This window comes from Pseudomonas sp. PAMC 25886 (assembly GCF_000242655.1).
Classification (GTDB): domain Bacteria; phylum Pseudomonadota; class Gammaproteobacteria; order Pseudomonadales; family Pseudomonadaceae; genus Aquipseudomonas.
On sequence record NZ_AHHC01000050.1, the window covers coordinates 123,427 to 147,455 of the forward strand.

Annotated in this window: 20 protein-coding genes and 2 pseudogenes; 19 read left to right on the forward strand and 3 right to left on the reverse strand. The window is 63.2% G+C overall.

The annotated features are described in order from the left end of the window. Positions 1–7 precede the first annotated feature (7 nt). On the reverse strand, positions 8–568 hold the full coding sequence (locus MUM_RS0116125; protein WP_010171574.1) for a carboxymuconolactone decarboxylase family protein: 561 nt from the start codon (positions 566–568) through the stop codon (positions 8–10). 102 nt (positions 569–670) lie between these two features. Here MUM_RS0116125 and MUM_RS0116130 point away from each other — a divergent pair, with 102 nt between their 5' ends. Beyond that, positions 671–1,576, forward strand: coding sequence for an AraC family transcriptional regulator (locus MUM_RS0116130; protein ID WP_010171576.1), 906 nt, complete (start codon positions 671–673; stop codon positions 1,574–1,576). On the opposite strand, the gene MUM_RS0116135 is transcribed toward MUM_RS0116130, so the two are convergent. Next, a complete protein-coding gene (locus MUM_RS0116135) occupies positions 1,567–2,484 on the reverse strand; it encodes a LysR family transcriptional regulator (protein ID WP_010171578.1) in 918 nt (305 codons plus the stop codon). The genes MUM_RS0116130 and MUM_RS0116135 overlap by 10 nt on opposite strands. A 119-nt stretch (positions 2,485–2,603) precedes the next feature. Here MUM_RS0116135 and MUM_RS0116140 point away from each other — a divergent pair, with 119 nt between their 5' ends. Continuing rightward, entirely contained in the window at positions 2,604–3,599 is a 996-nt protein-coding gene (locus MUM_RS0116140; protein WP_010171580.1) for an aldo/keto reductase, read from the forward strand. Positions 3,600–3,605: 6 nt separating this feature from the next. Here the strand turns inward: MUM_RS0116140 and MUM_RS0116145 are convergent, their stop codons facing one another. Then, positions 3,606–4,004, reverse strand: coding sequence for a hypothetical protein (locus MUM_RS0116145; RefSeq protein ID WP_010171582.1), 399 nt, complete (start codon positions 4,002–4,004; stop codon positions 3,606–3,608). Between the two features lie 200 nt (positions 4,005–4,204). Here MUM_RS0116145 and MUM_RS1000000135040 point away from each other — a divergent pair. The 17 genes and pseudogenes from MUM_RS1000000135040 to MUM_RS0116225 all read left to right on the forward strand — a co-directional run. After that, positions 4,205–5,338 (forward strand): annotated as a pseudogene (locus MUM_RS1000000135040) (cache domain-containing protein); the annotation flags it as partial. Positions 5,339–5,683: 345 nt separating this feature from the next. After that, positions 5,684–6,199: pseudogene (locus MUM_RS1000000135045) on the forward strand (methyl-accepting chemotaxis protein); the annotation flags it as partial. Positions 6,200–6,289: 90 nt separating this feature from the next. Further along, a complete protein-coding gene (locus MUM_RS0116155; protein WP_010171585.1) occupies positions 6,290–6,745 on the forward strand; it encodes an SRPBCC family protein in 456 nt (151 codons plus the stop codon). Between the two features lie 154 nt (positions 6,746–6,899). After that, positions 6,900–7,346 carry a DUF411 domain-containing protein gene (locus tag MUM_RS0116160; protein WP_010171588.1) on the forward strand — a complete coding sequence of 149 codons (447 nt, stop codon included), beginning with the start codon at positions 6,900–6,902 and terminating at the stop codon, positions 7,344–7,346. 3 nt (positions 7,347–7,349) lie between these two features. After that, positions 7,350–7,781, forward strand: a complete 432-nt coding sequence (locus MUM_RS0116165; RefSeq protein WP_010171590.1) for a YqaA family protein — start codon at positions 7,350–7,352, stop codon at positions 7,779–7,781. Positions 7,782–7,837: 56 nt separating this feature from the next. Continuing rightward, positions 7,838–8,851, forward strand: coding sequence for an alpha/beta fold hydrolase (locus MUM_RS0116170; protein WP_010171592.1), 1,014 nt, complete (start codon positions 7,838–7,840; stop codon positions 8,849–8,851). Positions 8,852–8,876: 25 nt separating this feature from the next. Then, positions 8,877–9,830 carry a D-2-hydroxyacid dehydrogenase family protein gene (locus MUM_RS0116175; protein ID WP_010171594.1) on the forward strand — a complete coding sequence of 318 codons (954 nt, stop codon included), beginning with the start codon at positions 8,877–8,879 and terminating at the stop codon, positions 9,828–9,830. A 388-nt stretch (positions 9,831–10,218) separates the two neighbouring features. Next, positions 10,219–11,778: a glycogen synthase GlgA gene (gene glgA / locus MUM_RS0116180; RefSeq protein ID WP_029615937.1), complete on the forward strand. Its 1,560-nt coding sequence runs from the start codon at positions 10,219–10,221 to the stop codon at positions 11,776–11,778. A gap of 17 nt (positions 11,779–11,795) precedes the next feature. Next, a complete protein-coding gene (gene treZ, locus MUM_RS0116185) occupies positions 11,796–13,547 on the forward strand; it encodes a malto-oligosyltrehalose trehalohydrolase (RefSeq protein WP_029615938.1) in 1,752 nt (583 codons plus the stop codon). Further along, positions 13,544–15,628 carry a 4-alpha-glucanotransferase gene (gene malQ / locus MUM_RS0116190; protein WP_010171601.1) on the forward strand — a complete coding sequence of 695 codons (2,085 nt, stop codon included), beginning with the start codon at positions 13,544–13,546 and terminating at the stop codon, positions 15,626–15,628. Before treZ ends, malQ begins: the two co-directional genes overlap by 4 nt. Further along, on the forward strand, positions 15,625–18,381 hold the full coding sequence (locus MUM_RS0116195) for a malto-oligosyltrehalose synthase (RefSeq protein ID WP_010171602.1): 2,757 nt from the start codon (positions 15,625–15,627) through the stop codon (positions 18,379–18,381). The genes malQ and MUM_RS0116195 overlap by 4 nt, the downstream gene beginning before the upstream one ends. A 24-nt stretch (positions 18,382–18,405) precedes the next feature. Next, complete coding sequence (locus MUM_RS0116200) at positions 18,406–18,684, forward strand: DUF2934 domain-containing protein (protein WP_010171604.1); 279 nt, start codon at positions 18,406–18,408, stop codon at positions 18,682–18,684. Positions 18,685–18,806: 122 nt separating this feature from the next. Next, positions 18,807–20,966 (forward strand): glycogen debranching protein GlgX, encoded by a 2,160-nt coding sequence (glgX, locus tag MUM_RS0116205; protein WP_010171606.1) that lies wholly within the window; start codon positions 18,807–18,809, stop codon positions 20,964–20,966. Between the two features lies 1 nt (position 20,967). Next, positions 20,968–21,966, forward strand: coding sequence for an acyl-CoA dehydrogenase family protein (locus MUM_RS0116210; RefSeq protein WP_010171608.1), 999 nt, complete (start codon positions 20,968–20,970; stop codon positions 21,964–21,966). Beyond that, positions 21,963–22,721 carry a PIG-L deacetylase family protein gene (locus MUM_RS0116215; RefSeq protein WP_010171610.1) on the forward strand — a complete coding sequence of 253 codons (759 nt, stop codon included), beginning with the start codon at positions 21,963–21,965 and terminating at the stop codon, positions 22,719–22,721. Before MUM_RS0116210 ends, MUM_RS0116215 begins: the two co-directional genes overlap by 4 nt. Continuing rightward, a complete protein-coding gene (locus tag MUM_RS0116220) occupies positions 22,718–23,317 on the forward strand; it encodes an SAM-dependent methyltransferase (protein WP_010171613.1) in 600 nt (199 codons plus the stop codon). Before MUM_RS0116215 ends, MUM_RS0116220 begins: the two co-directional genes overlap by 4 nt. Next, a complete protein-coding gene (locus tag MUM_RS0116225; RefSeq protein WP_010171615.1) occupies positions 23,314–23,973 on the forward strand; it encodes a glycosyltransferase in 660 nt (219 codons plus the stop codon). Before MUM_RS0116220 ends, MUM_RS0116225 begins: the two co-directional genes overlap by 4 nt. Positions 23,974–24,029 lie beyond the last annotated feature (56 nt).

The following is a 24,029-nucleotide window of genomic DNA, read 5'->3' on the forward strand; positions in this document are numbered from 1 at the left end:
CGCGCCTTCAGCTTGCCGGTTTTTCCCAACGGTATTGCGCCAGCTCCGGGTTCAGCGGGGTACGGGCGAACACGTTGGCGAAGTTGCACAGGGTCGCCAGGCTGACGCCCAGGATAACCTCCAGCGCATGACCGTCCGTGTAACCCGCCTCACGGAACGCGGCATAACCGGCGTCGCTGACATCACCGCGGGTGGCGATCACTTCGCGGGTGAACTCGGCGAGTGTCTCATAACGCTCGTTGGGCAATTCACCGCGCTGGCGCAAGGCGTCGATCACGTCTTCCGGCAGCTTGGCCTTGTTGCGCGCTACGGCAGTGTGCCCGGCGACGCAGAAATCGCAACCGTGGATCGTGGCGGCAATCAACTGCACCACTTCACGGTCGGCCAGGCTCAGGTCCGACTTGGCGTTTAGGCCGGACACGGTGACGTAGGTTTCCAGTGCCGCCGGGGCGTTGGCCAGCACCGCCAGCAGATTGGGGATGAACCCGGAACCCTTCAGGGCATTTTCCAGAAAGGGCTTGGCCGCTTCAGGGGCGGTTTCCAGGGTTAGCATCGGTACGCGGGACATGGAGTGGTCTCCTCATGGATTCGTGTACCAAGTCTGTTGGTTATAAAAAATCCGCTCAATAGTCTAAAGTAGCGATTACTTGCTCTTGAGTCTTTCCATTAGATGAATTCGTCCAGTTCACTCGTCGATTGGTTATTAGATAGCCTCGAACTCAACACCAGCCTGTTTCACGTCGGGCGTTACTGCGGCGACTGGCGTGCCAGCACCCACGGCCTGGCGAGCGCGAGCTTTCATCTGGTGGTGCAGGGCCACTGCTGGATGCACATCGATGGCGACTCCACCCCTTACCCGCTGAACAACGGCGACGCGGTGTTCCTGCTGCGGGACCTGGCGTATCGCTTGTCCAGCGATGGCACCGCCGACGGCGCCCAGGAATGCCCGCGCAAGCCAATGCTGCCGCTGGACAGCCAGGCAAGCGACGGCGTGGGCCTGGTGTGCGGGTTCTTTCATTTTCAATCCGGGCTGTCGGCGATGATTGTCGACACCCTGCCCACCTGGATCATTCTGCGGGCGGGCGACCCTTCGCTGACGGCCGCACGCAACCTGTTCGAACTGATCCTGCAGGAATGCGAGCGCACACCCGCGCCCTCGCCCGCCTTGCTGGAGCGCCTGTGCCACCTGCTGTTTCTGTATGTGCTGCGCCAACAGGTACTGGACAACACCGAACTCGGCGGCCTCGCGGCGCTGGCCCGGCAACCGGCATTCGCGCGCCTGCTGGAACAACTCATCGCACGGCCGGCGGATCCCTGGACCCTGGAAAGCATGGCGGCCTGCACCGGCTTGTCGCGCTCGGCGTTCTTCAAGCGCTTCAATGAACTGTGCGGCCAGTCGCCGGGGCAAGTGCTGTTGATGATGCGCGTGCGCCATGCCTGCCAATTGTTCAAGCAGGACCAGACCGTGGCAGACGTATCCCTGGCCGTGGGCTATCAATCGGTGGCCGCCTTCACCCGCGCCTTCCATAAGGTCACCGGCTTTCAGCCCGGCGCCTATCGCAAAGCTCAAGGCTGACGCTGCAACCCGTTGCCCGGCCGGGCGCAAAGTTCCACCAGCCAATCGACAAATACCCGCACCCGCTGCGACAACTGGCGGTGCGGCGGGTACAGCGCGGTCAATGGCAACTTCGGTGGTTGCAGGTCCGCCAGCACCTCCACCAGGGTGCCCGCTTCCAACTGGCGAACCGCGTGATAGTAAGGCGTCTGCACCAAGCCATAACCCGCTTCACAGGCCGCCAGGTAACCGTCGGCGCTGTTTACGGCGACTTGCTTGGGCAGGTCCACCAACCGTATGTCATTGCCCAACTGGAACTCCAGGCCATAGCGCTTGCCGCTGGTGCTGGAGAAGTACTCGACCACCCGGTGGCCGGCCAAATCATCCAGTGTCGACGGCAGGCCGAACTGCTGCACGTAGCCGGGACTGGCGCAGGTCACCTGATCCATCATTGCCAGCGGCCGGGCCACCAGTGACTCGTCCAGCGCCAGGCCACCGCGCAACACGCAATCCACGCCTTCGCGAATCAGGTCCACAGGGCGGTCGTTAAGGCCGATTTCCAGGTCGATCTGCGGGTAGCGGGTGGTGAACTCGGGCAGCGCCGGAATCACCAGGAAACGCCCGATCCCCGACGGCATATCAATGCGCAACGTGCCGCGCGGGTTACGCCGGCTGGTGGAGAATACCGCTTCGGTTTCCTCAAGGTCGGCCAACAGCCGCACACAGCGCTGGTAGTAGGCGGCACCGTCCAGGGTCGGGCTGACCTGGCGCGTGGTGCGCTGCAACAGTTGCACCCCAAGGTGGGCTTCCAGTTGCTTGATCAGAATCGTCACCGAAGCGCGCGGCAGCTGCAGGCTGTCGGCGGCCTTGGCAAAGCCGCCCAGTTCGACGATCCGCACAAACACACGCATGGCGTTAAAACGGTCCACTGGCGGGTTTCCTTCGAGGATTGTTTAGAATTTCATAATAGTGATAGTGGTTTTAGCCGGTTTATCCCGCTTTTGTCGAGGGCAACAATGGAGCCCTTCCCCACACAGGAGCTGGACCCATGCACACTCGTCAACTCGGCAAAAACGGTCCCCAGGTTTCCGCCATCGGCCTCGGCTGCATGGGCATGACCGATTTCTACACCACGGGCACCGACACCGCCGAAGCCATTTCCACCCTGCATCGCGCCCTGGAACTGGGGATCAACCTGCTGGACACCGCCGACATGTACGGCCCCCACACCAACGAAGCGCTGATCGGCAAGGCCATCGCCGGCAAGCGCGACCAGGTGTTCCTTGCCAGCAAATTCGGCATCGTGCGCGACCCGTCGAACCCCACGATACGCGGCGTGAATGGCCGCCCGGAATACATTCGGGATGCCATCGACGGCACCTTGAAACGCCTGGGCGTGGAAACCCTCGACCTGTACTACCAGCACCGCATCGACCCCGACGTGGCGATTGAAGAAACCGTGGGCGCCATGGCCGAGCTGGTCAAGCAAGGCAAGGTGCGTTACCTGGGCTTGAGCGAGGCGTCGGCCGCCACCCTGGAGCGCGCGCACAAGGTTCATCCCATCAGCGCCCTGCAAAGCGAATATTCGTTGTGGAGCCGCGACCAGGAAGACAACGGCTGCCTGGCAGCCTGCCAGCGCCTGGGCATTGCGTTTGTGCCGTACAGCCCGCTGGGCCGGGGCTTCCTCACCGGCGCCCTGAAAAGCCCGGACGATTTTGCAGCGGATGACTACCGCCGCTTCAGCCCGCGTTTTCAGGGCGAGAACTTTGCGAAGAACCTGTTGCTGGTGGAACAGGTGCAGGCACTGGCCGCCGATAAGGGCGTGACCGCCGGGCAGCTGGCGTTGGCCTGGGTATTGGCGCAAGGGGATTACCTGATCCCGATCCCCGGCACCAAGCAACGCAAGTACCTCGAAGAGAACGTCGCCGCACTGGAGGTCAAGCTGAGCCCGGCCGAGCTGGCGGCGCTGGAGGCGATCTTCCCGGCCAATGCAACCGCCGGATTGCGTTACCCGGAAGCCGTGATGCAGATGCTCGACAAATAACCCCCCTCAAGGGTGCTTGCGAAAGTCCGACAGGATGAAGGGCGTGTGGGCTCTCAGCCAGGTATCAACCTCGTCCAGCGAAGGCAACCGCTCGCTGTGGGACTCCACACTGTTGCGCGTGATGCTGACGGTATAGCCGTCGGCGTCCTGTCGCAGGGTGCCCGTGCACTTGACCGGTAGGCCGTCTTCCTCGGTAAACGAGGTGGCGGTCAATGGCGCAGTGGTTAACGCCTCAGTGGCGCGTGCCTTGAGGGCCTTGCGCTTGGCGGCAAGCTCCCTGGCGACTACCACGCCGCCAATTGTGACGGCCAGGTATAAAAGCGCCAGGTAGTTGTTGGTGGTGCCTCTGCGCGTGTGGTGCTCAATGCTCAGCCAATTCACCACCTGATAGATGATTTCGTCCATGTTTTACCGGGGGATCCGTCGCAGATTCAAGCCCGCATCAAACACCCCGGCCACCCAAAATAGAAGCCTCCTACAGGTTTTATTTATTCGTACTACTTTCTTGCACCATAGTACCTAAAGCTCCTCCCTCCCAAGCCGATAGCCCTTCGAAGCTCTAACAAAGCCGCGTCGCACAATAAACGCTTCGTAAGGACGACCCCATGCCCTCATTGCGCTCTATCCAAGCCCGTTACACCCTGTTTCTGGTGCTGTTCGTCCTGTTGTTATTCGTATTGACGGTGGTGGGCATCGGACAGTTGGTGGCCCCCAAGCTGCGCCACACCGAAGAACAGGTGGCCCTCAATCGCATTGCCGAAGTGGCCGAGCAGATCCAGGGCGAGCTGAACAAGGTTCAGGCCCAGCAACGCAGCATCACCCAAACCATCCCGCTGCTGGACAGCGACGCCATCGACAAGGTGCTGCCCGGCCTGGTGGACCAGTACGGCGAACTGAAAGTGTTCGGCGGCGGCATCTGGCCGCTGCCCAACCAGCGCACGCCGGGGCGTAACAAGCACAGCACCTTCTGGCACCGCGATGCCTCGGGCAAGCTGGCCGTGAATACCTTCTGGAACAGCGACGCGGCCCCCAATTATTACGACCAGAGCTGGTACAAGGGCGGGCTCGCCTCACCCCGTGGCCAGTGCGCCTGGGCGGCAGCCTATAAGGATGACGCCAGCCAGGAGCCTCGCACCAACTGCGCGATGGCGATCCAGCGTGACGGCGCGGCGTACGGCGTCGCCACCATCGACGTGACCCTGGGCTTCTTCAACGACCTGGTGGCCAGCAAGGAAAAAGACCTCGGCGGACAAATGCTGATCGTCGAAGGCGACGGCAAGATCATCAGCAACAGCACGCGCCTCAGCAGCCCGGTGGTGTTGAAAAACATCAGCGAACTGGTCGGCACCTCAGCCTTTGCCGCCCAGGTCAGCGCGGGCCTGGCCCATCGCGATCAGACCCTGCAGCGCAGTGAGTTCGACAACCAGGGCGTGGCCAGCACTTTCTTCATGCGCCCGATCGAAGGCACGCCGTGGTTCCTGGCCACGGCACTCCCGACTTCACTGATCACCGCCCAGCGGGATGACGTGTTGGGCACCCTGGCGATGCTGCAAATCCCGATGATTCTGCTGCTGGTGCTGTTGCAGGTGTATGCCATCCGCCAATTGATAAAACGGATGACCGCGCTGAAGACCAATATCGACGCGCTGTCCAACGGCGATGCCGACCTGACCCGGCGCATTACCATTCGCGCCGAGGACGAACTGGGGGCGATCGGGCATTCGGTGAACCGTTTTATCGTCTACCTGCAGAACATGATCGGCGAAGTGACCCAGGCCACCGGCGCCATGTCGTCGAGCCTGGCGCAGTTGCAGCAGACGTCGGCCCAGACCAACCAGATCCTGGTGCGCCATGCCTCGGAAACCGACCAGACCGTCACCGCCATCACCGAGATGAGCTCCACCGCCGACACCGTGGCCGAGAACGCCGCCGAAACCGCCGCGTTCACCCAGCGCGCCAACGAGCACGCCGACCGTTCGCGGGTGGTGGTCGGGGAAGCTTCGCGCAGCGTCAGCGCGTTGATCGGTGAGGTTTCCAGCGCCACTCACACCGTGGAAAACATGCGCCAGGACGCCGCCCGCATTACCGAAACCCTCGGTGTGATCGGCGCCATCGCTGGCCAGACCAACCTGCTGGCACTCAATGCGGCCATCGAAGCCGCCCGCGCCGGCGAACAGGGCCGGGGGTTTGCGGTGGTCGCCGACGAAGTCCGTGCCCTCGCCGCCCGCACCCAGGCCAGCACCTCGCAAATCAACGAGATGCTCGCGCGCCTGACCAGCGGCGTGAGCTCTTCGGTGACCGCCATGGAAGCCACCCAGGCCAGCTGCCAGTCCGCCGCAGACGCTACCGCACGGGTCAACACGGGCCTGGACGAGATGGCCGGCTCTGTCAGCCATATCAACAACCTCAGCACCCAGATCGCCACGGCTGCCGAACAGCAAAGCGCGGTGACCGAGGAAATCAACCGCAGCATGGTGCACATCCGCCACATGGTCGAAGAACTGGTGCAAAGCGGCCACGCCACGGAACACAACACCCAGAGCCTGCTGGATGCAAATGGCCGGGTAATTGCGTTGATGGGACGCTTCAAGGTGCGTTGAAAAATAGCCTGCCGACTCCCGTGCAATGTGCGGGAGCCGGACTATTCTGACAGCTCAAAGTGCTTAGTCTCGCCACACAGGAGGTGTGTCATGCACGCAGTTGAGCACCCGATCCGCACTGAGCAGATCAGTCAGGAACGCTTTATCCAAGTCCCTATCGAAGCGGTTTACGACTACGTCACCCAACCGGATCGCTGGCATGAATGGCATCCGACGTCCCTGGGTGCCGACACCGGCACCACCGGTTCATTACCCAGCGGCCACCGTTTTACCGAAACCATCGACCTGCTGGGTGTGCGGGTGCCGATGAGCTATCGCGTGCAGATTGCGCAGCGACCGCGGGAGTTCAAGACCGCATTCACGTCCCTGGCCGTCGACGGCTGTATCCACTATCTGCTGCAAACACGGGGCAGCGGCACGCTGTTCAAGCGCATCCTGACCTATGAAACCGAACTGCAACTGACCACCCTGCATGAACGCATGGTCGCGCTGTCCAACCAGGCCCTTGATCAACTCAAGCAGCGCCTGGAATCCTCGATTACCTGACAAAACCGTCATCTCCCCCTCAGTTTTTCGACAGCACCAGGCCGTTATTCTGGTGCTGTCGGTTTTTCGTAAAACCTCGTAACACTCCCGGAAAACCCTTAGCTGAAAAGCAGGGAGAATGCCCGGCTGTTGCCCTTTACCTGATGAGATGACGATGAAAACCACCCTGCGACTGGCCGCGCTGTCGGCCCTGCTCATGAGCCCCCTGGCCCAGGCCGCCGAGCTGATCCCGATTGATGTGCACCGCGATGCCAACTGCGGTTGCTGCAAAAAGTGGATTGCCCACCTGGAAAGCAACGGGTTCAAAGTCAATGACCATGTGGAAGCCAACATGAGTGAGGTCAAGCAACGCCTGGGCGTGGCGCCGCGCCTGGCGTCGTGCCACACCGGGGTGATCGACGGCAAGTTCGTCGAAGGCCATGTGCCTGCCGATCAGGTGCTGGCCCTGCGCAAGCGCGACGATTTGCTGGGCATTGCGGCGCCGGGCATGCCGCTGGGCTCGCCGGGCATGGAGATGGACGGCAGCAGCGATGCCTACCAGGTGATCGGCCTGACCCGTGAAGGCAAAGACGTCGTCGTGGCTGACTACCCGGCCCGCTGATTGATGCTCGCCGGTTACCTGGGGCTGTTTTTCGCCGCCTTCGGCGCTGCCACGCTGTTGCCGATGCAGTCGGAGGCGTTGCTGGTGGGGCTGTTGATCAGCGGGCATTACAGCCTGTGGCTGCTGCTTGGGGTTGCAACACTGGGCAACGTATTGGGCTCGCTGGTCAATTGGTTGCTGGGGCGTTCGATTGAACGCTTCAAGGAACGACGCTGGTTTCCGGTGAGCCCGAAACACCTGGAAAAGGCCCGGACCCACTATCAACGCTGGGGCCACTGGTCATTGTTGCTCAGTTGGGTGCCGATCATCGGTGACCCGCTGACGCTGGTGGCCGGGGTGATGCGCGAACCGTTCTGGCGTTTCCTGCTGCTGGTGACCCTGGCCAAAGGTGCGCGCTACGGGGTATTGGCCCTGCTGACCCTGCACTGGATTTAATCTCCCGTTAATCCCCCCGCCACAGCATCCGGGCACTGTTTCCGGAGCCTGTCCCCATGCCCAACATCCGCTCATTCTGCGTCGCCGGCCTGCTGCTCGGCAGCGCCCTTCCCGCCTTCGCCGCCACCGAGGGTCCGACCTACGGGCCCGAACTGCAAGGCTTCCAATACCCTTATCCGGTGGAGCACTTCACCTTCCAGTCCCAGGGCAAATCCCTGCAAATGGGCTACATGGACGTGCCGGCCAAGGGCAAAGCCAATGGCCGCAGCATCGTGCTGATGCATGGCAAGAACTTCTGCGGCGCCACCTGGGATGCCTCGATCAAGGCCCTGAGCGACGCCGGCTACCGGGTGATCGCTCCCGACCAGGTCGGTTTCTGCACCTCCAGCAAGCCGGACAATTACCAGTACAGCTTCCAGCAATTGGCGATCAACACCCACCAACTCCTGGAAAAACTCGGCATTCAAAAGGCCACGCTCCTCGGCCATTCCACCGGTGGCATGCTTGCCACGCGCTACGCCCTGCTTTATCCGCAACAAACCGAACAGCTTGCGTTGGTGAACCCTATCGGCCTGGAAGACTGGAAAGCCATTGGCGTGCCCTATCGCAGCGTTGACCAATGGTACGAGCGCGAGCTGAAACTGACCGCCGACGGCATCCGCAATTATGAGCGCGACACCTACTACGCCGGCCACTGGAAGCCCGAATACGAGCGCTGGGTGCAGATGCTCGCCGGCATGAACAAGGGCCCCGGCCACACCCAGGTGGCATGGAACTCGGCGCTGATTTACGACATGATCTTCACCCAGCCGGTGTACTACGAGTTCAAGGACCTGCAGATGCCCACCCTGCTGCTGATCGGCACCGCCGACAACACCGCCATTGGCAAAGACATCGCGCCACCGGCGGTCAAGGCGAAGATCGGCAACTACGCCGTGTTAGGCAAGCAAGTGGCCAAGCTGATCCCCCACGCCACCCTGGTGGAATTCCCGGGCCTGGGCCATGCGCCGCAAATGGAAGAGCCGGCACAGTTTCACAAGGCACTGTTGCAAGGGCTGAATGCCCTCTAATCCAACCTTTTCGAGGCACGCGTGAATGTCGGTACAGATCGCAGTGATTGATGATTGGCAGAATGTGGCCAGTGGCGTGGTGGACTGGTCAGTCCTGGCGTCGGTGGGCCAGGTGCACTTCCTCCACGACTATCCGGCGGACACCGCCACCTTGATCGAGCGTTTGCAGGGCTTCGAGGTGATTTGCGTGATGCGCGAACGCACCACCTTCGATCAGGCACTGCTGCAAGGTTTGCCCCGGCTCAAGCTGCTGGTGACCGGCGGCATGCGCAATGCCGCCCTCGACATTCCCGCCGCCAAGGCCCTGGGCATCCAGGTGTGCGGCACCGACAGTTACAAGCACGCCGCCCCGGAACTGACCTGGGCGCTGATCATGGCCTCCACCCGCAACCTGCTGGCCGAAGCCAATTCCCTGCGGGCAGGCGGTTGGCAAGTGGGCCTGGGTGGCGATCTGTACGGCAAGACCCTGGGGATTCTCGGGCTGGGCAGCATCGGCCAGAAGATCGCCAAATACGGCCAGGCATTTGGCATGCGGGTGATTGCCTGGAGCGAAAACCTCACGCCGGAACGCGCCTCCGAAGCCGGCGTAACCTGGGTCAGCAAGCGCGAACTGTTTGAACAGGCGGATGTACTGTCGATTCACCTGGTACTCAGTGACCGCAGCCGCGGGCTGGTGGACGCCGAGGCGCTGGGCTGGATGAAACCTGCTGCGCACCTGGTGAACACGTCGCGCGGGCCGATTGTCGATGAGGCGGCCCTGATTGACGCTTTGACCCATGGCCGGCTGGCAGGCGCTGCCCTGGATGTGTACGCCCAGGAGCCGTTGCCGGACGGGCACCCGTTCCGCCAGTTGCCGAATGTCTTGGCCACGCCACACGTCGGTTATGTCAGCGAGCAGAATTACCGCCAGTTCTACGAACAGATGATTGAAGACATTCAAGCGTGGGCCAAAGGGGTGCCCGTTCGCCCGCTGTCCTGATCACTCCACGCACCAATTAAGAGCGCCCGCTTCCTGGTGGCCAGGAAGTGGGCGCTTTTGTACATGAAAAAAAATTTGTCCTACAAAATCACCCACAGACCCCGCAGGCTCCGGGATCTTGTCCTAGACTCATGACCGATGGGTCCGTTCCAAAACAAAAACCCCGCAAAAAATCGAAACTTTCGAACTCTGCCGCAGGTCAGGTTTAAGGTAAGGCGAGCGCTGACGGTTCACGCCGAATGCCCGTCCATCCACTCTATTTAAGACTCCAACACAACTGGCATAAGCCTTGCCAGTCTGTGTAGCGCTTGTGCGCCTGGCCGCAGGATGCGGTCAACCTTCGCTGATTGCCATATGCCATCAGCCGACCAATACATGGGAGAGAACTATGATCAGTGCCGCTGTAGATACTCAGGGAGAGCGTTTTAGTCAGCCGGTTGGCGGGCCGACCTCATTGGCCGACCTGCCGAACACGCTGCGGCCGGTCCCAAGTCAGAATCCCAATCGCAAGAAAGTATTGTTCGTGACGTCCGAGCTGGCTGACCTGGTGAAAACCGGCGGCCTGGGTGACGTGTCCGCCGCCCTGCCCCGTGCCATGGCGCACCTGCACGATGTGCGCGTGCTGATCCCTGGTTACCCGCAGGTGCTTGATAGCGACAACCCCATTCATATCATCGGTGAGCTGGGCGGCCACGCTGCGTTGCCACCGTGCAAGATCGGGCGCATGGACCTCAAGGATGGCCTGGTCATCTACGTGCTGATCTGCCCCGAGTTGTATGAGCGCGAAGGCACGCCCTACGGCGCCAACAACGGCCGCGACTGGCCCGACAACCATATTCGCTTCGCCCGCCTGGGCCTGGCCGCCGCCGATATTGCCGCTAACCTGGCGCAGATCCACTGGTGCCCGGACCTGGTGCACGCCCATGACTGGCCTGCTGGCCTGGCGCCGGCCTATATGCACTGGCGCGGGTCACGTACCCCGACCCTGTTCACCATTCATAACCTCGCCTACCAGGGTGTGGTCAGCCTGGCCTCGTGCCCGGAACTGGGAATTCCCGAACACGCCTTGCAACAGGAAGGCATGGAGTTCTACGGCAAGCTGTCATTCCTGAAGGCCGGCATGGCGTATTCCAGCCATATCACCACGGTCAGCGCGACCTACGCCCAGGAAATCACCACCCCCGAATTCGGCTGCGGTCTGGACGGCTTCCTCGCCAGCAAGACCCAGCAAGGCCTGCTCAGCGGCATTCCCAACGGCATCGACGAAAGCTGGGAAGCCTCCACTGACCCGCACCTGACCCACCCCTTCAACATCGGTGACTGGGAAGGCAAGGCGCTGAACGCCGCCCATGTACGCAACCTGTTCGGCCTGGAAGAGTCCACCGGCCCACTGTTTGCCGTGGTGTCGCGCCTGGTCTACCAAAAAGGCCTGGACCTCACCGAAGCGGTCTCAAGCTTTATCGTCGAACATGGCGGCCAGATCGCAATCATCGGTCGCGGCGAGCCTGAAGAAGAACAAGCCATGCGCGCCCTAGCCCTGCGCTTTCCAGGCCAGATTGGCGTGCGCATCGGCTTCAACGAGACCGATGCCCGGCGCATGTTCGCCGGCAGCGACTTCCTGCTGATGCCGTCCCGTTATGAACCCTGCGGCCTGAGCCAGATGTACGCCCAGCGCTTCGGTTCCCTACCCGTTGCCCGCAACACCGGCGGCTTGGCCGACACCATCGAGGATGGCGTCACCGGTTTCCTGTTCAACGAATCCACCGTCGAGAGCTACGAAGCGGCGCTGAGCCGTGCGTTCAAGGTCTTCGCATTTCCCGGCCTGCTCAACGCCATGCGTTGCCGGGCCATGGCCGCACCGTTCAACTGGTGCAAGGCGGTGGAACCCTACGCCGAACTTTACGAACAACTGGTGGCGAAATCACTGGGAAGATCGGGGAAAAATTAAAAAAGAGGTCTTCATAGATGCCGTCAAGGACTCTGGAAACATGGCCCCACGGCGCGATCATGCTGGATGCGGAACACACCCGTTTCGCCTTGTGGGCACCTGACGCGTTTTATGTCAGCGTTGAATTTGAAGAAGGTAAATCGGTAGCGATGCTGCCCCAGGCCGATGGCTGGTTTGTGGTGCAGCTGCAATGTCCCGCCGGGACACGCTACCGCTATAGCATCGACGGTGAACAGGACGTTCCCGACCCGGCTTCCCGGGCACAGGCCACGGACGTTCACGGCTTCAGCGTGGTCGTCGACCCTCTGGCCTATCAGTGGCGCCACAGCCACTGGCAAGGCCGGCCCTGGCACGAAGCCGTGATCTACGAGCTGCACGTGGGCGTGCTGGGGGGCTACGCCGAGGTCGAGAAACAACTGCCGCGCCTTGCGGAGCTGGGTGTCACCGCCATTGAGCTGATGCCCATCGCCCAGTTCCCCGGCGAACGCAACTGGGGCTACGACGGGGTCCTGCCCTACGCACCACAATCTTCCTACGGTTCGCCCGAACAGTTGAAACAGCTGATCGACAGCGCCCACCACCACGGCCTCGCGGTGATCCTGGATGTGGTCTACAACCACTTCGGCCCCGACGGCAATTACCTCGGCACCTACGCCAAAGGTTTCTTCCGCGAAGACGTGCACACGCCCTGGGGCGCCGGCATTGACTTTGATCGCCGGGAAGTTCGGGATTTCTTCATCGACAACGCCCTGATGTGGCTGCTGGAGTACCGCTTTGACGGCCTGCGCCTGGACGCGGTACATGCCATCAACGACCCCGAATTCCTGGAGGAGCTGGCCGAACGCGTGCGCCAGCAAGTCGACGCGGGACGCCATGTGTGGCTGGTGCTGGAAAACGAATACAACCAAGCCAGCCTGCTGGAGCGCGGCTTCGATGCGCAGTGGAACGACGACGGCCACAACGCCCTGCACGTGCTGCTCACCGGCGAAACCGACGCCTACTACACCGACTTTGCCGAAGACCCCACCGGCAAGCTGGCCCGCTGCCTGAGCGAAGGGTTCATCTATCAGGGCCACACCACCCGCCACGGCCACTCACGCGGTGAGCCCAGTGGCCACCTGCCGCCCAGTGCCTTTGTGCTGTTCCTGCAGAACCACGACCAGATCGGCAACCGGGCCCTGGGCGAACGCCTGCATCAACTGTGCTCGCCCCAGGCCTTGAGCGCTGCGACGACCTTGCTGCTGATGTCGCCGATGATTCCGTTGATGTTCATGGGCGACGAAGTCAACGCCGAAGAGCCGTTCCTGTTCTTCACCGACCACCACGGCGAACTGGCCGAGGCGGTACGCGAAGGCCGGCGCAACGAGTTTGCCGACTTTGCCGCGTTCAGCGACCCGAAACGCCGCGAACGAATTCCCGATCCCAATTCCCTGCAAACCTTCCGCCGCTCGGCACCCGCCCTCGCCGATTGCGGGGACTCACAGCTCTATCGCCAACTGCTGAGCCTGCGCCACCAACATATCGTGCCGCACCTGCCGGGCAGCGTAGCCCTGGGTGCGCACGTACTGGCGGTGGGCGCGGTCACGGCGCGCTGGCGCCTGGGCAATGGCAGCCTGCTGCAGATCGACCTCAACCTGAGCGCCGATTCTCTGAACTACCCAGCGGCCGAGCACCTCCTATTTGTGACGCAGGCCAGCGGGGCCCAACAACTGGCCCCCTTCAGTGCCCGCGTCAGCCTCACCCATTCCCCTGTTGGAGAGCACCCTTGAGCGACGCGCAATTGGAAATACTCGCCAGCCGAGCGGGCCTGGCCGTCGATTGGATCGACGCGAATGGCCGCCCGCAACATGTCAAACCCGACGCCCTGCGCGCCGTGCTCAAAGGCCTGGGTCACCCGGCCGACAGCGATGCCGCCATCGAAGCCAGCCTGCTGGACCTGGAACGCGTGCAGCAAGACAAGCACCTGCCACCGCTGATGACCGTCGACAGCGGTGCCGGCCTGGACCTGGCGCGCTACTTCGCCCCCGGCACGCCGTGCCAGATTCACCTCGAAGACGCCAGCGTGCTCGACCTGAAGCTGGACGATGACGCGGTGCTGCCCGGGTCGATTCCGGTCGGCTACCAGCAGGTGCATATCGCCGACCAGCATTTCACCCTGGCCGTGGCACCGACTCACTGCTACACCGTCGCTGAAGCGGTCGACACCGAAACCGCCCACGCCTGGGGCCTGAGCGCCCAACTGTATTCCCTGCGCCGCAGAGGCGACGGTGGTTTTGGTGACACCCAGGCACTGGAGCAACTGGCCCGTTCCGCCGCCGAACGTGGCGCCGATGCCCTGGCCATCAGCCCGATGCACGCGATGTTCAGCGCCGACACCGACCGCTTCAGCCCGTATTCCCCGTCCAGCCGGCTGTTCCTCAACAGTTTGTACGCCTCCCCCGGCTGCATCCTCGGCGAACGTGCGGTGCAAACCGCCATCGAAACCAGCGGCCTGGCCGACGAACTGCAAGACCTTGAGCAGCAAAGCCTGATCGACTGGCCGGCCGCCGCCAAAGCCAAGCAGCGCCTGTTGCACACCCTGTATGAAGACTTTCGCCAGGGCGACCACCCGCAGCACGCCGACTTCCTGAGCTTCCGCCAGGCCGGCGGCGAAGCCCTGGAAAACCACTGCCGCTTTGAAGCTGTGCAAGCCGAGCGTGCAGCCAATGGCGAGAGCCTCGACTGGCGTCACTGGCCCGAGGACTGGCACAGCCCGCAAAGCCCGGCGCTGGCGCAATTCGCCGAAACCCATCGGGATGAAATCGGCTTCTATGCGTTCAACCAATGGTTGATCGCCCGCTGCCTGGAGCGTGCGCAACAAGCGGCGCGCGGCAGCGGCATGGGCGTCGGGTTGATCGCCGACCTCGCGGTGGGCGCGGACGGCGGCGGCAGCCAGGCCTGGAGCCGCCAGGATGAACTGTTGGCAGATCTCACCGTGGGTGCACCACCCGACATTCTCAACCGTGCCGGCCAGGGCTGGGGCATCTCCGCGTTTTCCCCGGAAGGCCTCAAGCGCAACGGCTTTCGTGCGTTTATCGAAATGCTGCGGGCCAACTTTGCCCATGCCGGCGGCCTGCGTATCGACCATGTGATGGGTTTGCAACGCCTGTGGGTGATCCCGATGGATGCCTCGCCGCGGGACGGGGCTTATCTGTATTACCCGGTGGATGACCTGCTGCGGCTCCTGGCGCTGGAGTCGAGCCGCCACCAGGCAATCGTCCTCGGTGAAGACCTCGGCACCGTGCCCGACGGCCTGCGGGAAAAACTTATCGCCCGCTCGATCCTTGGCATGCGCGTGCTGCTGTTCGAGCAAGACCACGACGGCCAGTTCAAGCCGATTCTGGATTGGCCGGACAACGCGCTGGCCACCACCAGCACCCACGACCTGCCAACCCTGAACGGCTGGTGGCACAGCCGCGATATCGACTGGAATATCCAGTTGGGGCTGATCGATGCTCCCACCGTCGAACAATGGAGCGACCACCGTCTGCGGGAACGCCAGGCGCTGCGCCAGGCCTTGAGCCAGGACCCGCAGAACTTCACCGATGAAGTGCGCAACGAAACCGATCACATCATCGACGCCAGCGTGCGTTACCTGGGCCACACCCGCGCACCGTTGGTATTGCTGCCGCTGGAGGATGCCCTGGGGGTTGAGGAGCAAGCCAACCTGCCCGGCACCACCGACACCCACCCGAATTGGCGGCGCCGCCTGGCGGGCGATGCAGCCACCCTGCTCGACGATGAAAACGCCGCCCGCCGCCTTGAGCTGCTGGCCGTGGCGCGCCTCCAGGCCCACGAGCGTGACCGATGAAGCCATTGACCCTGCGGGCTACCCAACGCCTGCAATTTCACAAGGGCTTCACCCTCGACGACGCCGTGCCGCTGGTGCCGTACTTCGCCGGACTGGGCATCAGCCACCTTTACGCCTCGCCGCTGCTGAGCGCCCGCGCCGGCTCGATGCACGGCTATGACGTGGTCGACCCGACCACCGTCAATCCCGAGCTCGGCGGCGAACCGGCGCTGCGCCGTCTGGTAGCCGCACTGCGCGAGCATGAGATGGGGCTGATCCTCGATATCGTCTCCAACCACATGGCCGTCGGCGGTGCCGATAATCCCTGGTGGCTGGACCTGCTGGAATGGGGCCGACTGAGCCCCTACAGCGAATTCTTCGACATTCAATGGCACTCGCCGGACCCGCTGCTCAAAGGCCAATTGCTGATGCCGTTCCTCGGCAGCGACTACGGCGAAGCCTTGCAATCCGGTGCCCTGCCCCTGCGCTTCGACCCACAGCACGGCAGCTTCTACGTCGAGCATTACGAACACCGTTTTCCGATCTGCCCGCGGGAATACGGTGACCTGGTGCCCATCAAGGCCCTGGCCGACCGTTTCAGCAGCCTGGCCTACCAGCCGGACGCCTACCCTCAGGCGGTCGCGCTGAAACGGGAGCTGGCTGAGGCGGCCCGCAATCCCGAGACCCTGAAGGCTATCGAAGACAACCTCGGCCTCTACGACGCGCGCCAGCCCGACGGTTTTGCCCGCCTGCATACCCTGCTGGAACAACAAAGCTACCGCCTGGCCAGTTGGCGCACGGCGGCGGACGATATCAACTGGCGGCGCTTCTTCGACGTCAACGAGCTGGGCGGCCTGCGGGTTGAACGCAGCGCGGTGTTCGAAGCCACCCACGGCAAGATCTTCCAACTGATCAGCGAAGGCCTGATCGACGGCCTGCGCATCGACCATATCGACGGCCTCGCCGACCCGCGTGGTTACTGCCGCAAACTGCGGCGCCGGGTGGATTCCCTGGCGGGTGGGCGGCACCTGCCGATCTTCGTCGAGAAGATCCTCGGCGAAGGCGAGACCCTGCGCGAAGACTGGCGGGTCGACGGCACCACCGGCTACGAATTCATGAACCAGCTGTCGTTGCTGCAACACGAACCCAAAGGCTTCGAGCCTCTGGCTGAGTTATGGACTCGCCACACCGAACGCCCCTCTTCGTTTATCGAAGAAGCCTGGCTCGCCCGTCAGCAGATCCTCAACGGCTCCCTCGCCGGCGACTTTGAAAGCGTGGCCCAGGCCTTGCTGCAAGTGGCCCGGGACGATGTGATGAGCCGCGACCTGACCCTGGGTGCGATTCGCCGGGCGTTGCAGGAACTGATCGTGCACTTCCCGGTATACCGCACCTACATCAGCGCCCGGGGCCGCAGCGAACTGGATGACGTGTTTTTCCTGCAAGCCCTGGCCGGTGCCCGCAGCACCTTGAGCGAAGCCGACTGGCCAGTGCTCGACTACCTGGAAAAATGGCTCGGCGGCCAACCCTGGCGCGACCGCCCATTGGGCCGCGAACGCAAAATGCTCAAGCACGCCTGCGTACGCTTCCAGCAACTGACATCGCCGGCAGCGGCCAAGGCAGTGGAAGACACCGCGTTCTATCGCTCGGGCGTGTTGCTGTCGCGCAATGACGTGGGCTTCAGCACCGAGCAATTCAGCGCATCGCTGGACGACTTTCATGCCGTGAATCAGCAACGCCTGCGCACGTTCCCCGACAACCTGCTGGCCACCGCCACCCACGACCACAAGCGCGGCGAAGACACCCGCGCGCGCCTGGCCGTGCTCAGCGAATGCGCCGAGTGGTACGCCGAACAGGTGGAGCAATGGCGCCCCCTCGCCGCCCGCCTGCGCAGCGATGGGCAGACGCCTTCGGCGGGTGACGAACTGATCCTCTATCAGGTGCTGCTGGGCAGTTGGCCCCTGGACCTGCACCGCGACGATGCCGAGGGCCTGGCGGACTATCACCGGCGTCTCTGGCAGTGGCAGCAGAAAGCCTTGCGTGAAGCCAAGTTGAACAGCAGTTGGAGCGCACCCAACGAGCTGTATGAACAAGGTGTCGAAGCGTTCCTGTCACGGCTGCTGCTGGAGGACTCCGGCAAGTCCCTGCGCGACGCCATCGGCGACGCCGCCCAGGCCATCGCCCCGGCGGGTGCGCTCAACGGGCTGGCGCAATCCTTGCTTCGCCTCACGGTGCCGGGGGTGCCGGATCTGTATCAGGGCGATGAGTTCTGGGACTTCACCCTGGTAGACCCGGATAACCGCCGGCCCGTGGACTTTCACGCACGGCAACAGGGGCTGCACACACCGCCGGACATCGGCGAGTTGCTGTTCAACTGGCATGACGGGCGTATAAAACAGGCGGTGATCAGCCAGGTCCTGACATTGCGCAAGGCGCATGCGCAACTGTTTCGCCAGGGCAGCTACGAGCCGCTGGAAGTGGTCGGCGAACACGCTGAACGGGTGGTCGCCTTCTACCGCGAATACCAGGGCAAACAGCTGCTGGTGGTGGTGCCACGCTGGCCGCACCGTCTGCTTGAAAACGGTGTGTACCCCCTGATCAACGCGCAGATTTGGGGCGATACCCGGGTCAGATTACCGTTCGCCGCCCCAACCCAAAATTGGAAGGGACTTTTCCGAACAGGCGCAGTCACACCAAACAAGGAGCTCATGATCAGCGCTGCCCTGGGGGATTTCCCGGTCAATGTCTTTATCAATCCTGATGGTCAAGAAAGCTGAAAATTTTCTGCGAGGAGCATTGTGATGAGTACTGAAGACAAACGCATACGCGAATTAGCGCATCAGATCTGGGAGTCTGAAGGTAAACCCCACGGCGAGGACGCGCGACACTGGGAGATGGCGCGCAAACTGGCAGAAGCCGAAGCGCTGACGCCATCCAAGACGCCAAAGGCCGCCGCCAAGGCCAAGCCAAAAGCCAAGCCGGCAGCGGCTGCCGCGGCCAAACCGGCCGCCGCACCCAAGCCAGGCGCGGCACCGGCGCCGAAAAAACCCGCTGCGGCGAAGAAGCCCAAGGCCCCCTGAGCCAAAGCCCCTCCTGCGGCTGCGCCCGCACCGCAGGAGGCTATCCAGACACCGATATTTAACTGGCTTCACGCCGGAACGGCCTCGTTCGGCCCGGAAAATCTACTTGCAGGAGCATCTCAATGAGCAAACCCAACAAGCCCAACTCGACGCCGGAAAACGAGCCGTCGCGGATTCGTGAAGGTTTGCCCTTCCCCCTCGGCGCGACCTGGGACGGTCTGGGTGTCAACTTTGCACTGTTCTCGGCCAACGCCATCAAAGTCGAACTGTGCATTTTCGACGACAGCGGCGAAGTCGAGCTGGAACGCATCGAACTGCCGGAATACACCGACGAGACCTTCCACGGCTACCTGCCCGACGCCCACCCAGGGCTGATTTACGGCTATCGCGTGTACGGTCCTTATGACCCGGCCAACGGTCATCGCTTCAACCACAACAAATTGCTGATCGACCCCTACGCCAAACAACTGGTGGGCGAGCTCAAATGGTCCGAGGCGCTGTTCGGCTACACCATCGGGCATCCAGACGCCGACCTGAGTTTCGACGAACGCGACAGCGCGCCCTTCGTGCCCAAGTGCAAAGTCATCGACCCGGCCCACACCTGGGGCAACGACCAGCCGGTGCGCACGCCGTGGGATCGCACGATCATTTATGAAACCCACCTGCGCGGCATCACCATGCGCCACCCTTCGGTGCCTGAAGAAGTGCGCGGTACCTGCGCCGGGCTGATGGTCGATGACGTGCTCAAGCACATTCGCCAGTTGGGCGTGTCGTCGGTAGAACTGCTGCCCGTGCATGCCTTCGTCAACGACCAGCACCTGCTGCAAAAAGGCATGACCAACTACTGGGGCTACAACAGCATTGCCTTCTTCGCGCCAGACCCGCGCTACCTGGCCAGCGGCAAGATTGCCGAGTTCAAGGAAATGGTCGCGCACCTGCACGAAGCCAAGCTGGAAGTGATTCTGGACGTGGTCTACAACCACACCGCCGAAGGCAACGAGCAAGGCCCGACCCTGTCCATGCGCGGCATCGACAACGCCTCGTACTACCGCCTGATGCCGGATGACAAGCGCTTCTACATCAACGATTCCGGTACCGGCAACACCCTCGACCTGAGTCACCCGTGCGTGCTGCAAATGGTCACCGACTCGCTGCGTTACTGGGCCACCGAGATGCACGTCGACGGTTTCCGCTTCGACCTGGCAACCATCCTCGGCCGCTACCGCGACGGTTTCGACGAGCGCCACAGCTTCCTCGTGGCCTGCCGCCAGGACCCGGTGCTGCGCCAGGTGAAAATGATCGCCGAGCCCTGGGACTGCGGCCCCGGTGGCTATCAGGTCGGCGGCTTCCCGCCGGGCTGGGTGGAGTGGAACGACCGTTTCCGCGACACCGTGCGCTCGTTCTGGAAAGGCGACGACGGCCAACTGGCCGACTTCGCCGGGCGCATGACCGCCTCGGGCGAGATGTTCAACCAGCGTGGTCGGCGCCCTTACAGCTCGGTGAACTTCATCACCGCCCATGACGGTTTCACCCTGCACGACCTGGTGTCCTACAACGACAAGCACAACGAAGCCAACGACGAGAACAACCAGGACGGCAGCAACAACAACCTGTCGTGGAACCACGGTGTCGAAGGTCCCACCGACGACCCGGAAATCAACGCACTGCGCCTGCGCCAGATGCGCAATTTCTTCGCCACCCTGCTGCTGGCCCAGGGCACGCCGATGCTGGTGGCCGGTGACGAATTTGCCCGTACCCAGCACGGTAATAACAACGCCTACTGCCAGGACAGCGAGATCGGCTGGATCAACTGGGAACTGGATGAAGACGGCAAGGCCCTGCTCAAGTTCGTCAAGCGCCTGATCAAGTTGCGCCTGGCGTACCCGATCCTGCGTCGCGGGCGCTTCCTGGTAGGCGACTACAACGAAGACATCGGCGTCAAGGACGTGACCTGGCTGGCGCCAAGCGGCGATGAAATGACCACCGAACAATGGCAGGACAGCCATGGCCGCTGCCTGGGCATGTTGATGGATGGCCGCGCCCAGGAAACCGGGATTCGTCGCCCCGGGGCCGATGCCACCTTGTTGCTGGTGGTCAACGCCCACCACGACATGGTCAATTTCCGCCTGCCACCGGTACCGGATGGCGGCTTCTGGACCTGCATGCTCGACACCAACCAGCCGGCGGTGCGTGGCCAGGAGCGCTTTGATTTCGACCACGAATACGCGGTCACCGGGCGGTCGCTGTTGCTGTTTGAACTGCAGCATGAGGACGAGGTGTGAAATGGATTTACACGATTTCCTGCAACATACCCCAGGCTACCCGGACACGGCGGCACTGGGCCGAGCACTAAGCACGCTGGTGGAGACCGGGCTGGACCAACTGCCCCGGCCCGGCAGCGGCGATACCCTGCAACGGTTCAGTCGCCTGGCCCAGGTGGCGGGCCATGACTTGGGCCTGTGCAAACTGTTCGAGGGGCATACTGACGCCCTCGCTATCATCGCCGAATTGGGCAGCGAGCTCCCGCCCATCGGCAGTACGTGGGGCATGTGGGCGGCCGAGCCGCCCACGGCCCGGGTGCGGGTGCGGCGCGACGGCCATCGGCTCGTACTGGAAGGCCGCAAGGCCTGGTGCTCCGGCGCGGCGGTGGTCAGCCATGGTTTGCTGACAGCCTGGGATGACGAGGATCGCCAGCAGTTGGTGGCGGTGCAAATGGACCAGCCTGGGGTGACCGTGACCGATGACGGCTGGCAGGCCGTGGGCATGGCGGCGACGGGCAGTGTCGAGGTGATTTTCGATCGGGCCACCGGGCTGGCCGTGGGCGGCCCCGGGGATTATCTGGCGCGGCCCGGCTTCTGGCAGGGCGGGATCGGTATTGCGGCGTGCTGGTACGGCGCCGCCCAACGCCTGGCAGAAGCCTTGCGCGAACACTGTGCCCGCAGCAAGGAGCCCCACGCGCTGGCCCATTTGGGCGCGGTCGACAGTGCCCTGCACAGCGCCGCCTGCGTGCTGCGCAACAGTGCGGTACAGATCGACCGGCAACCCAAGGCCAATGCGCAACTGCTGGCTCAGCAGGCGCGGGCCTGTATCGAAGACTCGGTCGACCAGGTGGTGCGCCACGTCGGCCGTGCGCTGGGCGCCGGTCCTTACTGCAAGGACCCGCACTTTGCCCAACTGATGGCGGACTTGCCGGTGTACATCCGCCAAAGCCACGCCGAGCGTGACCTGGGCGCCCTCGGCCAACAAATCGCTGAACAAACCACAGGGCAGTGGCAACTATGAAAACCAACCCTATCGTCGGCCAGGGCACACCGTTGCACCTGTGGCAAAGCTCCTCGCGGCTGGCCGAACTGGCCTGTGTCGAGATTGCCGAGCTGGTGCCCGAGGGCAGCCGCGCGGTGATCATTGCGCCTCATCCGGACGATGAAGTGCTCGGTTGCGGCGGCCTGCTGCAAGGCCTTGCCGCCCTGGACCGGCCCATGCTGTTGATCTCCGTCACCGACGGCAGCGCCAGCCATCCGGGCTCGCGTCGCTGGCCGGTGGAGCGCCTGAGCGTGGTGCGGCCGCAGGAATCGGCCCAGGCGCTGCATCGACTGGGGTTGCCGTTGCACAGCCTGAAGTGGCTGCGGGCCGGTTTTTCTGACAGCCAGGTCGCGGCTGGCGAAGAGGACCTTGGGCAATTCATCCAACGCTACCTCAAGCCCGGCGACGTGGTCTTCACCACCTGGCGCGAAGACGGCCATTGCGACCATGAAGCCGTGGGCCGTGCCAGTGCCAAGGCGGCCCGGGCCGTGGGCGCGACCTTGCTGGAACTGCCGGTGTGGACCTGGCACTGGGCGACCCCCGAAGACAGCCAGGTGCCCTGGCACCGCGCGCGCAAAATCCTCCTCACGCCTGAAGCCGTGGCCCGCAAACGCCATGCGATCCACGCGTTTGCCAGCCAGCTGGAAGGTGACCCGCAGATCGGCCTGCCGCCGGTGCTCGCACCCTACGTGCTGGAGCGCCTGCTGCAACCCTTTGAAGTGGTGTTTGTATGAGCGTCGCCACGCCCTACTTCGATGAGCTGTTTGCCGGCAACGACGACCCCTGGGCCTTTCGCCAACGCTGGTACGAACGCCGCAAGCGGGCACTGACCCTCGCGGCGCTGACCCGGCCGCGCTACGCCTCGATCTTTGAACCCGGCTGCGCCAACGGTGAGCTGAGCTTCGAGCTGGCCACGCGCTGCGACCGCCTGCTGTGCTGTGACACCGCGCAGGCCGCCGTCAGCCTGGCACAGGCGCGGTTGCTCGGTTTCAGCCATGCCACGGTGCAGCAGAGCCGCTTGCCGGACCAGTGGCCCAGCGAGACGTTCGAGCTGATTGTGCTCAGCGAGCTGTGCTACTACCTCGACCCGAAGGACTTCGACGGGCTGATTGATCGCGCCCTCGCCTCGCTGACGCCTGACGGACAAATCCTCGCCTGCCACTGGCGACCACCCATCGAAGGCTGCCCGCAAACGGCGGATCAGGTGCATGCGCGCCTCGGACAGCGCCTGGGCATGCCGCCTTTGATACAGCATCACGAAAGCGATTTTCTACTGGACCTGTGGAGCCGTGACGGCACCACGGTTGCAACCTTGGAGGGGCTGCGATGATCGGCATCCTGATACCCGTGCACAACGAAGAAACACTACTGCCTGAATGCCTGAAAGCCGCGATGGTCGCGGCCAGTCATCCGGGCCTGCTGGGTGAAGAGGTGCAGATTCTGGCGGTGCTCGACAGCTGCAGCGATCGCAGCGCCCTCATCGCCCGCGAATACCAGGTGCACAGCCTTGAAGTGCAGGCGCGGAACGTGGGACACGTGCGCGGCGTGGGCGCGCGGCACTTGCTGAACAACGGCGCGCGCTGGATTTCCTGCACGGACGCCGACAGCCGCGTGGCTCCCGATTGGCTGGTGGCGCAACTGGCCCTGGGGGTGGACGCGGTGTGTGGCACGGTGACGGTGGACGCCTGGAGCGAAGGCTTCGACCCGGCGGCACAGATCCGCTATCACCAGGCCTATGAGGCGCGGGACGGGCATCGGCATATTCATGGCGCCAACCTCGGCGTGAGCGCTGGTGCGTACGTGCGAGCCGGCGGTTTCGAACCCCTGCCGTGCCATGAAGACGTCGAGCTGGTGCGCCAGCTGGAGCGCTGCGGCGCGTCCATTGCCTGGAGCCACTCGCCCCAGGTGATCACCAGCGCCCGCCTGGATTGCCGCGCCCAGGGCGGCTTTGGGGATTACCTCAAGAGCCTGATGCAGGCCTCCTGAAAAAATAGCGACATCCGGCTATGTAAAAGCGACGATTCGTAACTATCATCAGTATT

Bases quoted from the DNA above. Each gene is read 5' to 3' on its own strand.
- MUM_RS0116125 (WP_010171574.1), bottom strand. From the start codon at position 568: ATGTCCCGCGTACCGATGCTAACCCTGGAAACCGCCCCTGAAGCGGCC.
- MUM_RS0116130 (WP_010171576.1), top strand. From the start codon at position 671: ATGAATTCGTCCAGTTCACTCGTCGATTGGTTATTAGATAGCCTCGAA.
- MUM_RS0116140 (WP_010171580.1), top strand. From the start codon at position 2,604: ATGCACACTCGTCAACTCGGCAAAAACGGTCCCCAGGTTTCCGCCATC.
- MUM_RS0116145 (WP_010171582.1), bottom strand. From the start codon at position 4,004: ATGGACGAAATCATCTATCAGGTGGTGAATTGGCTGAGCATTGAGCAC.
- MUM_RS0116155 (WP_010171585.1), top strand. From the start codon at position 6,290: ATGCACGCAGTTGAGCACCCGATCCGCACTGAGCAGATCAGTCAGGAA.
- MUM_RS0116160 (WP_010171588.1), top strand. From the start codon at position 6,900: ATGAAAACCACCCTGCGACTGGCCGCGCTGTCGGCCCTGCTCATGAGC.
- MUM_RS0116165 (WP_010171590.1), top strand. From the start codon at position 7,350: ATGCTCGCCGGTTACCTGGGGCTGTTTTTCGCCGCCTTCGGCGCTGCC.
- MUM_RS0116170 (WP_010171592.1), top strand. From the start codon at position 7,838: ATGCCCAACATCCGCTCATTCTGCGTCGCCGGCCTGCTGCTCGGCAGC.
- MUM_RS0116175 (WP_010171594.1), top strand. From the start codon at position 8,877: ATGTCGGTACAGATCGCAGTGATTGATGATTGGCAGAATGTGGCCAGT.
- glgA (WP_029615937.1), top strand. From the start codon at position 10,219: ATGATCAGTGCCGCTGTAGATACTCAGGGAGAGCGTTTTAGTCAGCCG.
- treZ (WP_029615938.1), top strand. From the start codon at position 11,796: ATGCCGTCAAGGACTCTGGAAACATGGCCCCACGGCGCGATCATGCTG.
- MUM_RS0116195 (WP_010171602.1), top strand. From the start codon at position 15,625: ATGAAGCCATTGACCCTGCGGGCTACCCAACGCCTGCAATTTCACAAG.
- MUM_RS0116200 (WP_010171604.1), top strand. From the start codon at position 18,406: ATGAGTACTGAAGACAAACGCATACGCGAATTAGCGCATCAGATCTGG.
- glgX (WP_010171606.1), top strand. From the start codon at position 18,807: ATGAGCAAACCCAACAAGCCCAACTCGACGCCGGAAAACGAGCCGTCG.
- MUM_RS0116210 (WP_010171608.1), top strand. From the start codon at position 20,968: ATGGATTTACACGATTTCCTGCAACATACCCCAGGCTACCCGGACACG.
- MUM_RS0116215 (WP_010171610.1), top strand. From the start codon at position 21,963: ATGAAAACCAACCCTATCGTCGGCCAGGGCACACCGTTGCACCTGTGG.
- MUM_RS0116220 (WP_010171613.1), top strand. From the start codon at position 22,718: ATGAGCGTCGCCACGCCCTACTTCGATGAGCTGTTTGCCGGCAACGAC.
- MUM_RS0116225 (WP_010171615.1), top strand. From the start codon at position 23,314: ATGATCGGCATCCTGATACCCGTGCACAACGAAGAAACACTACTGCCT.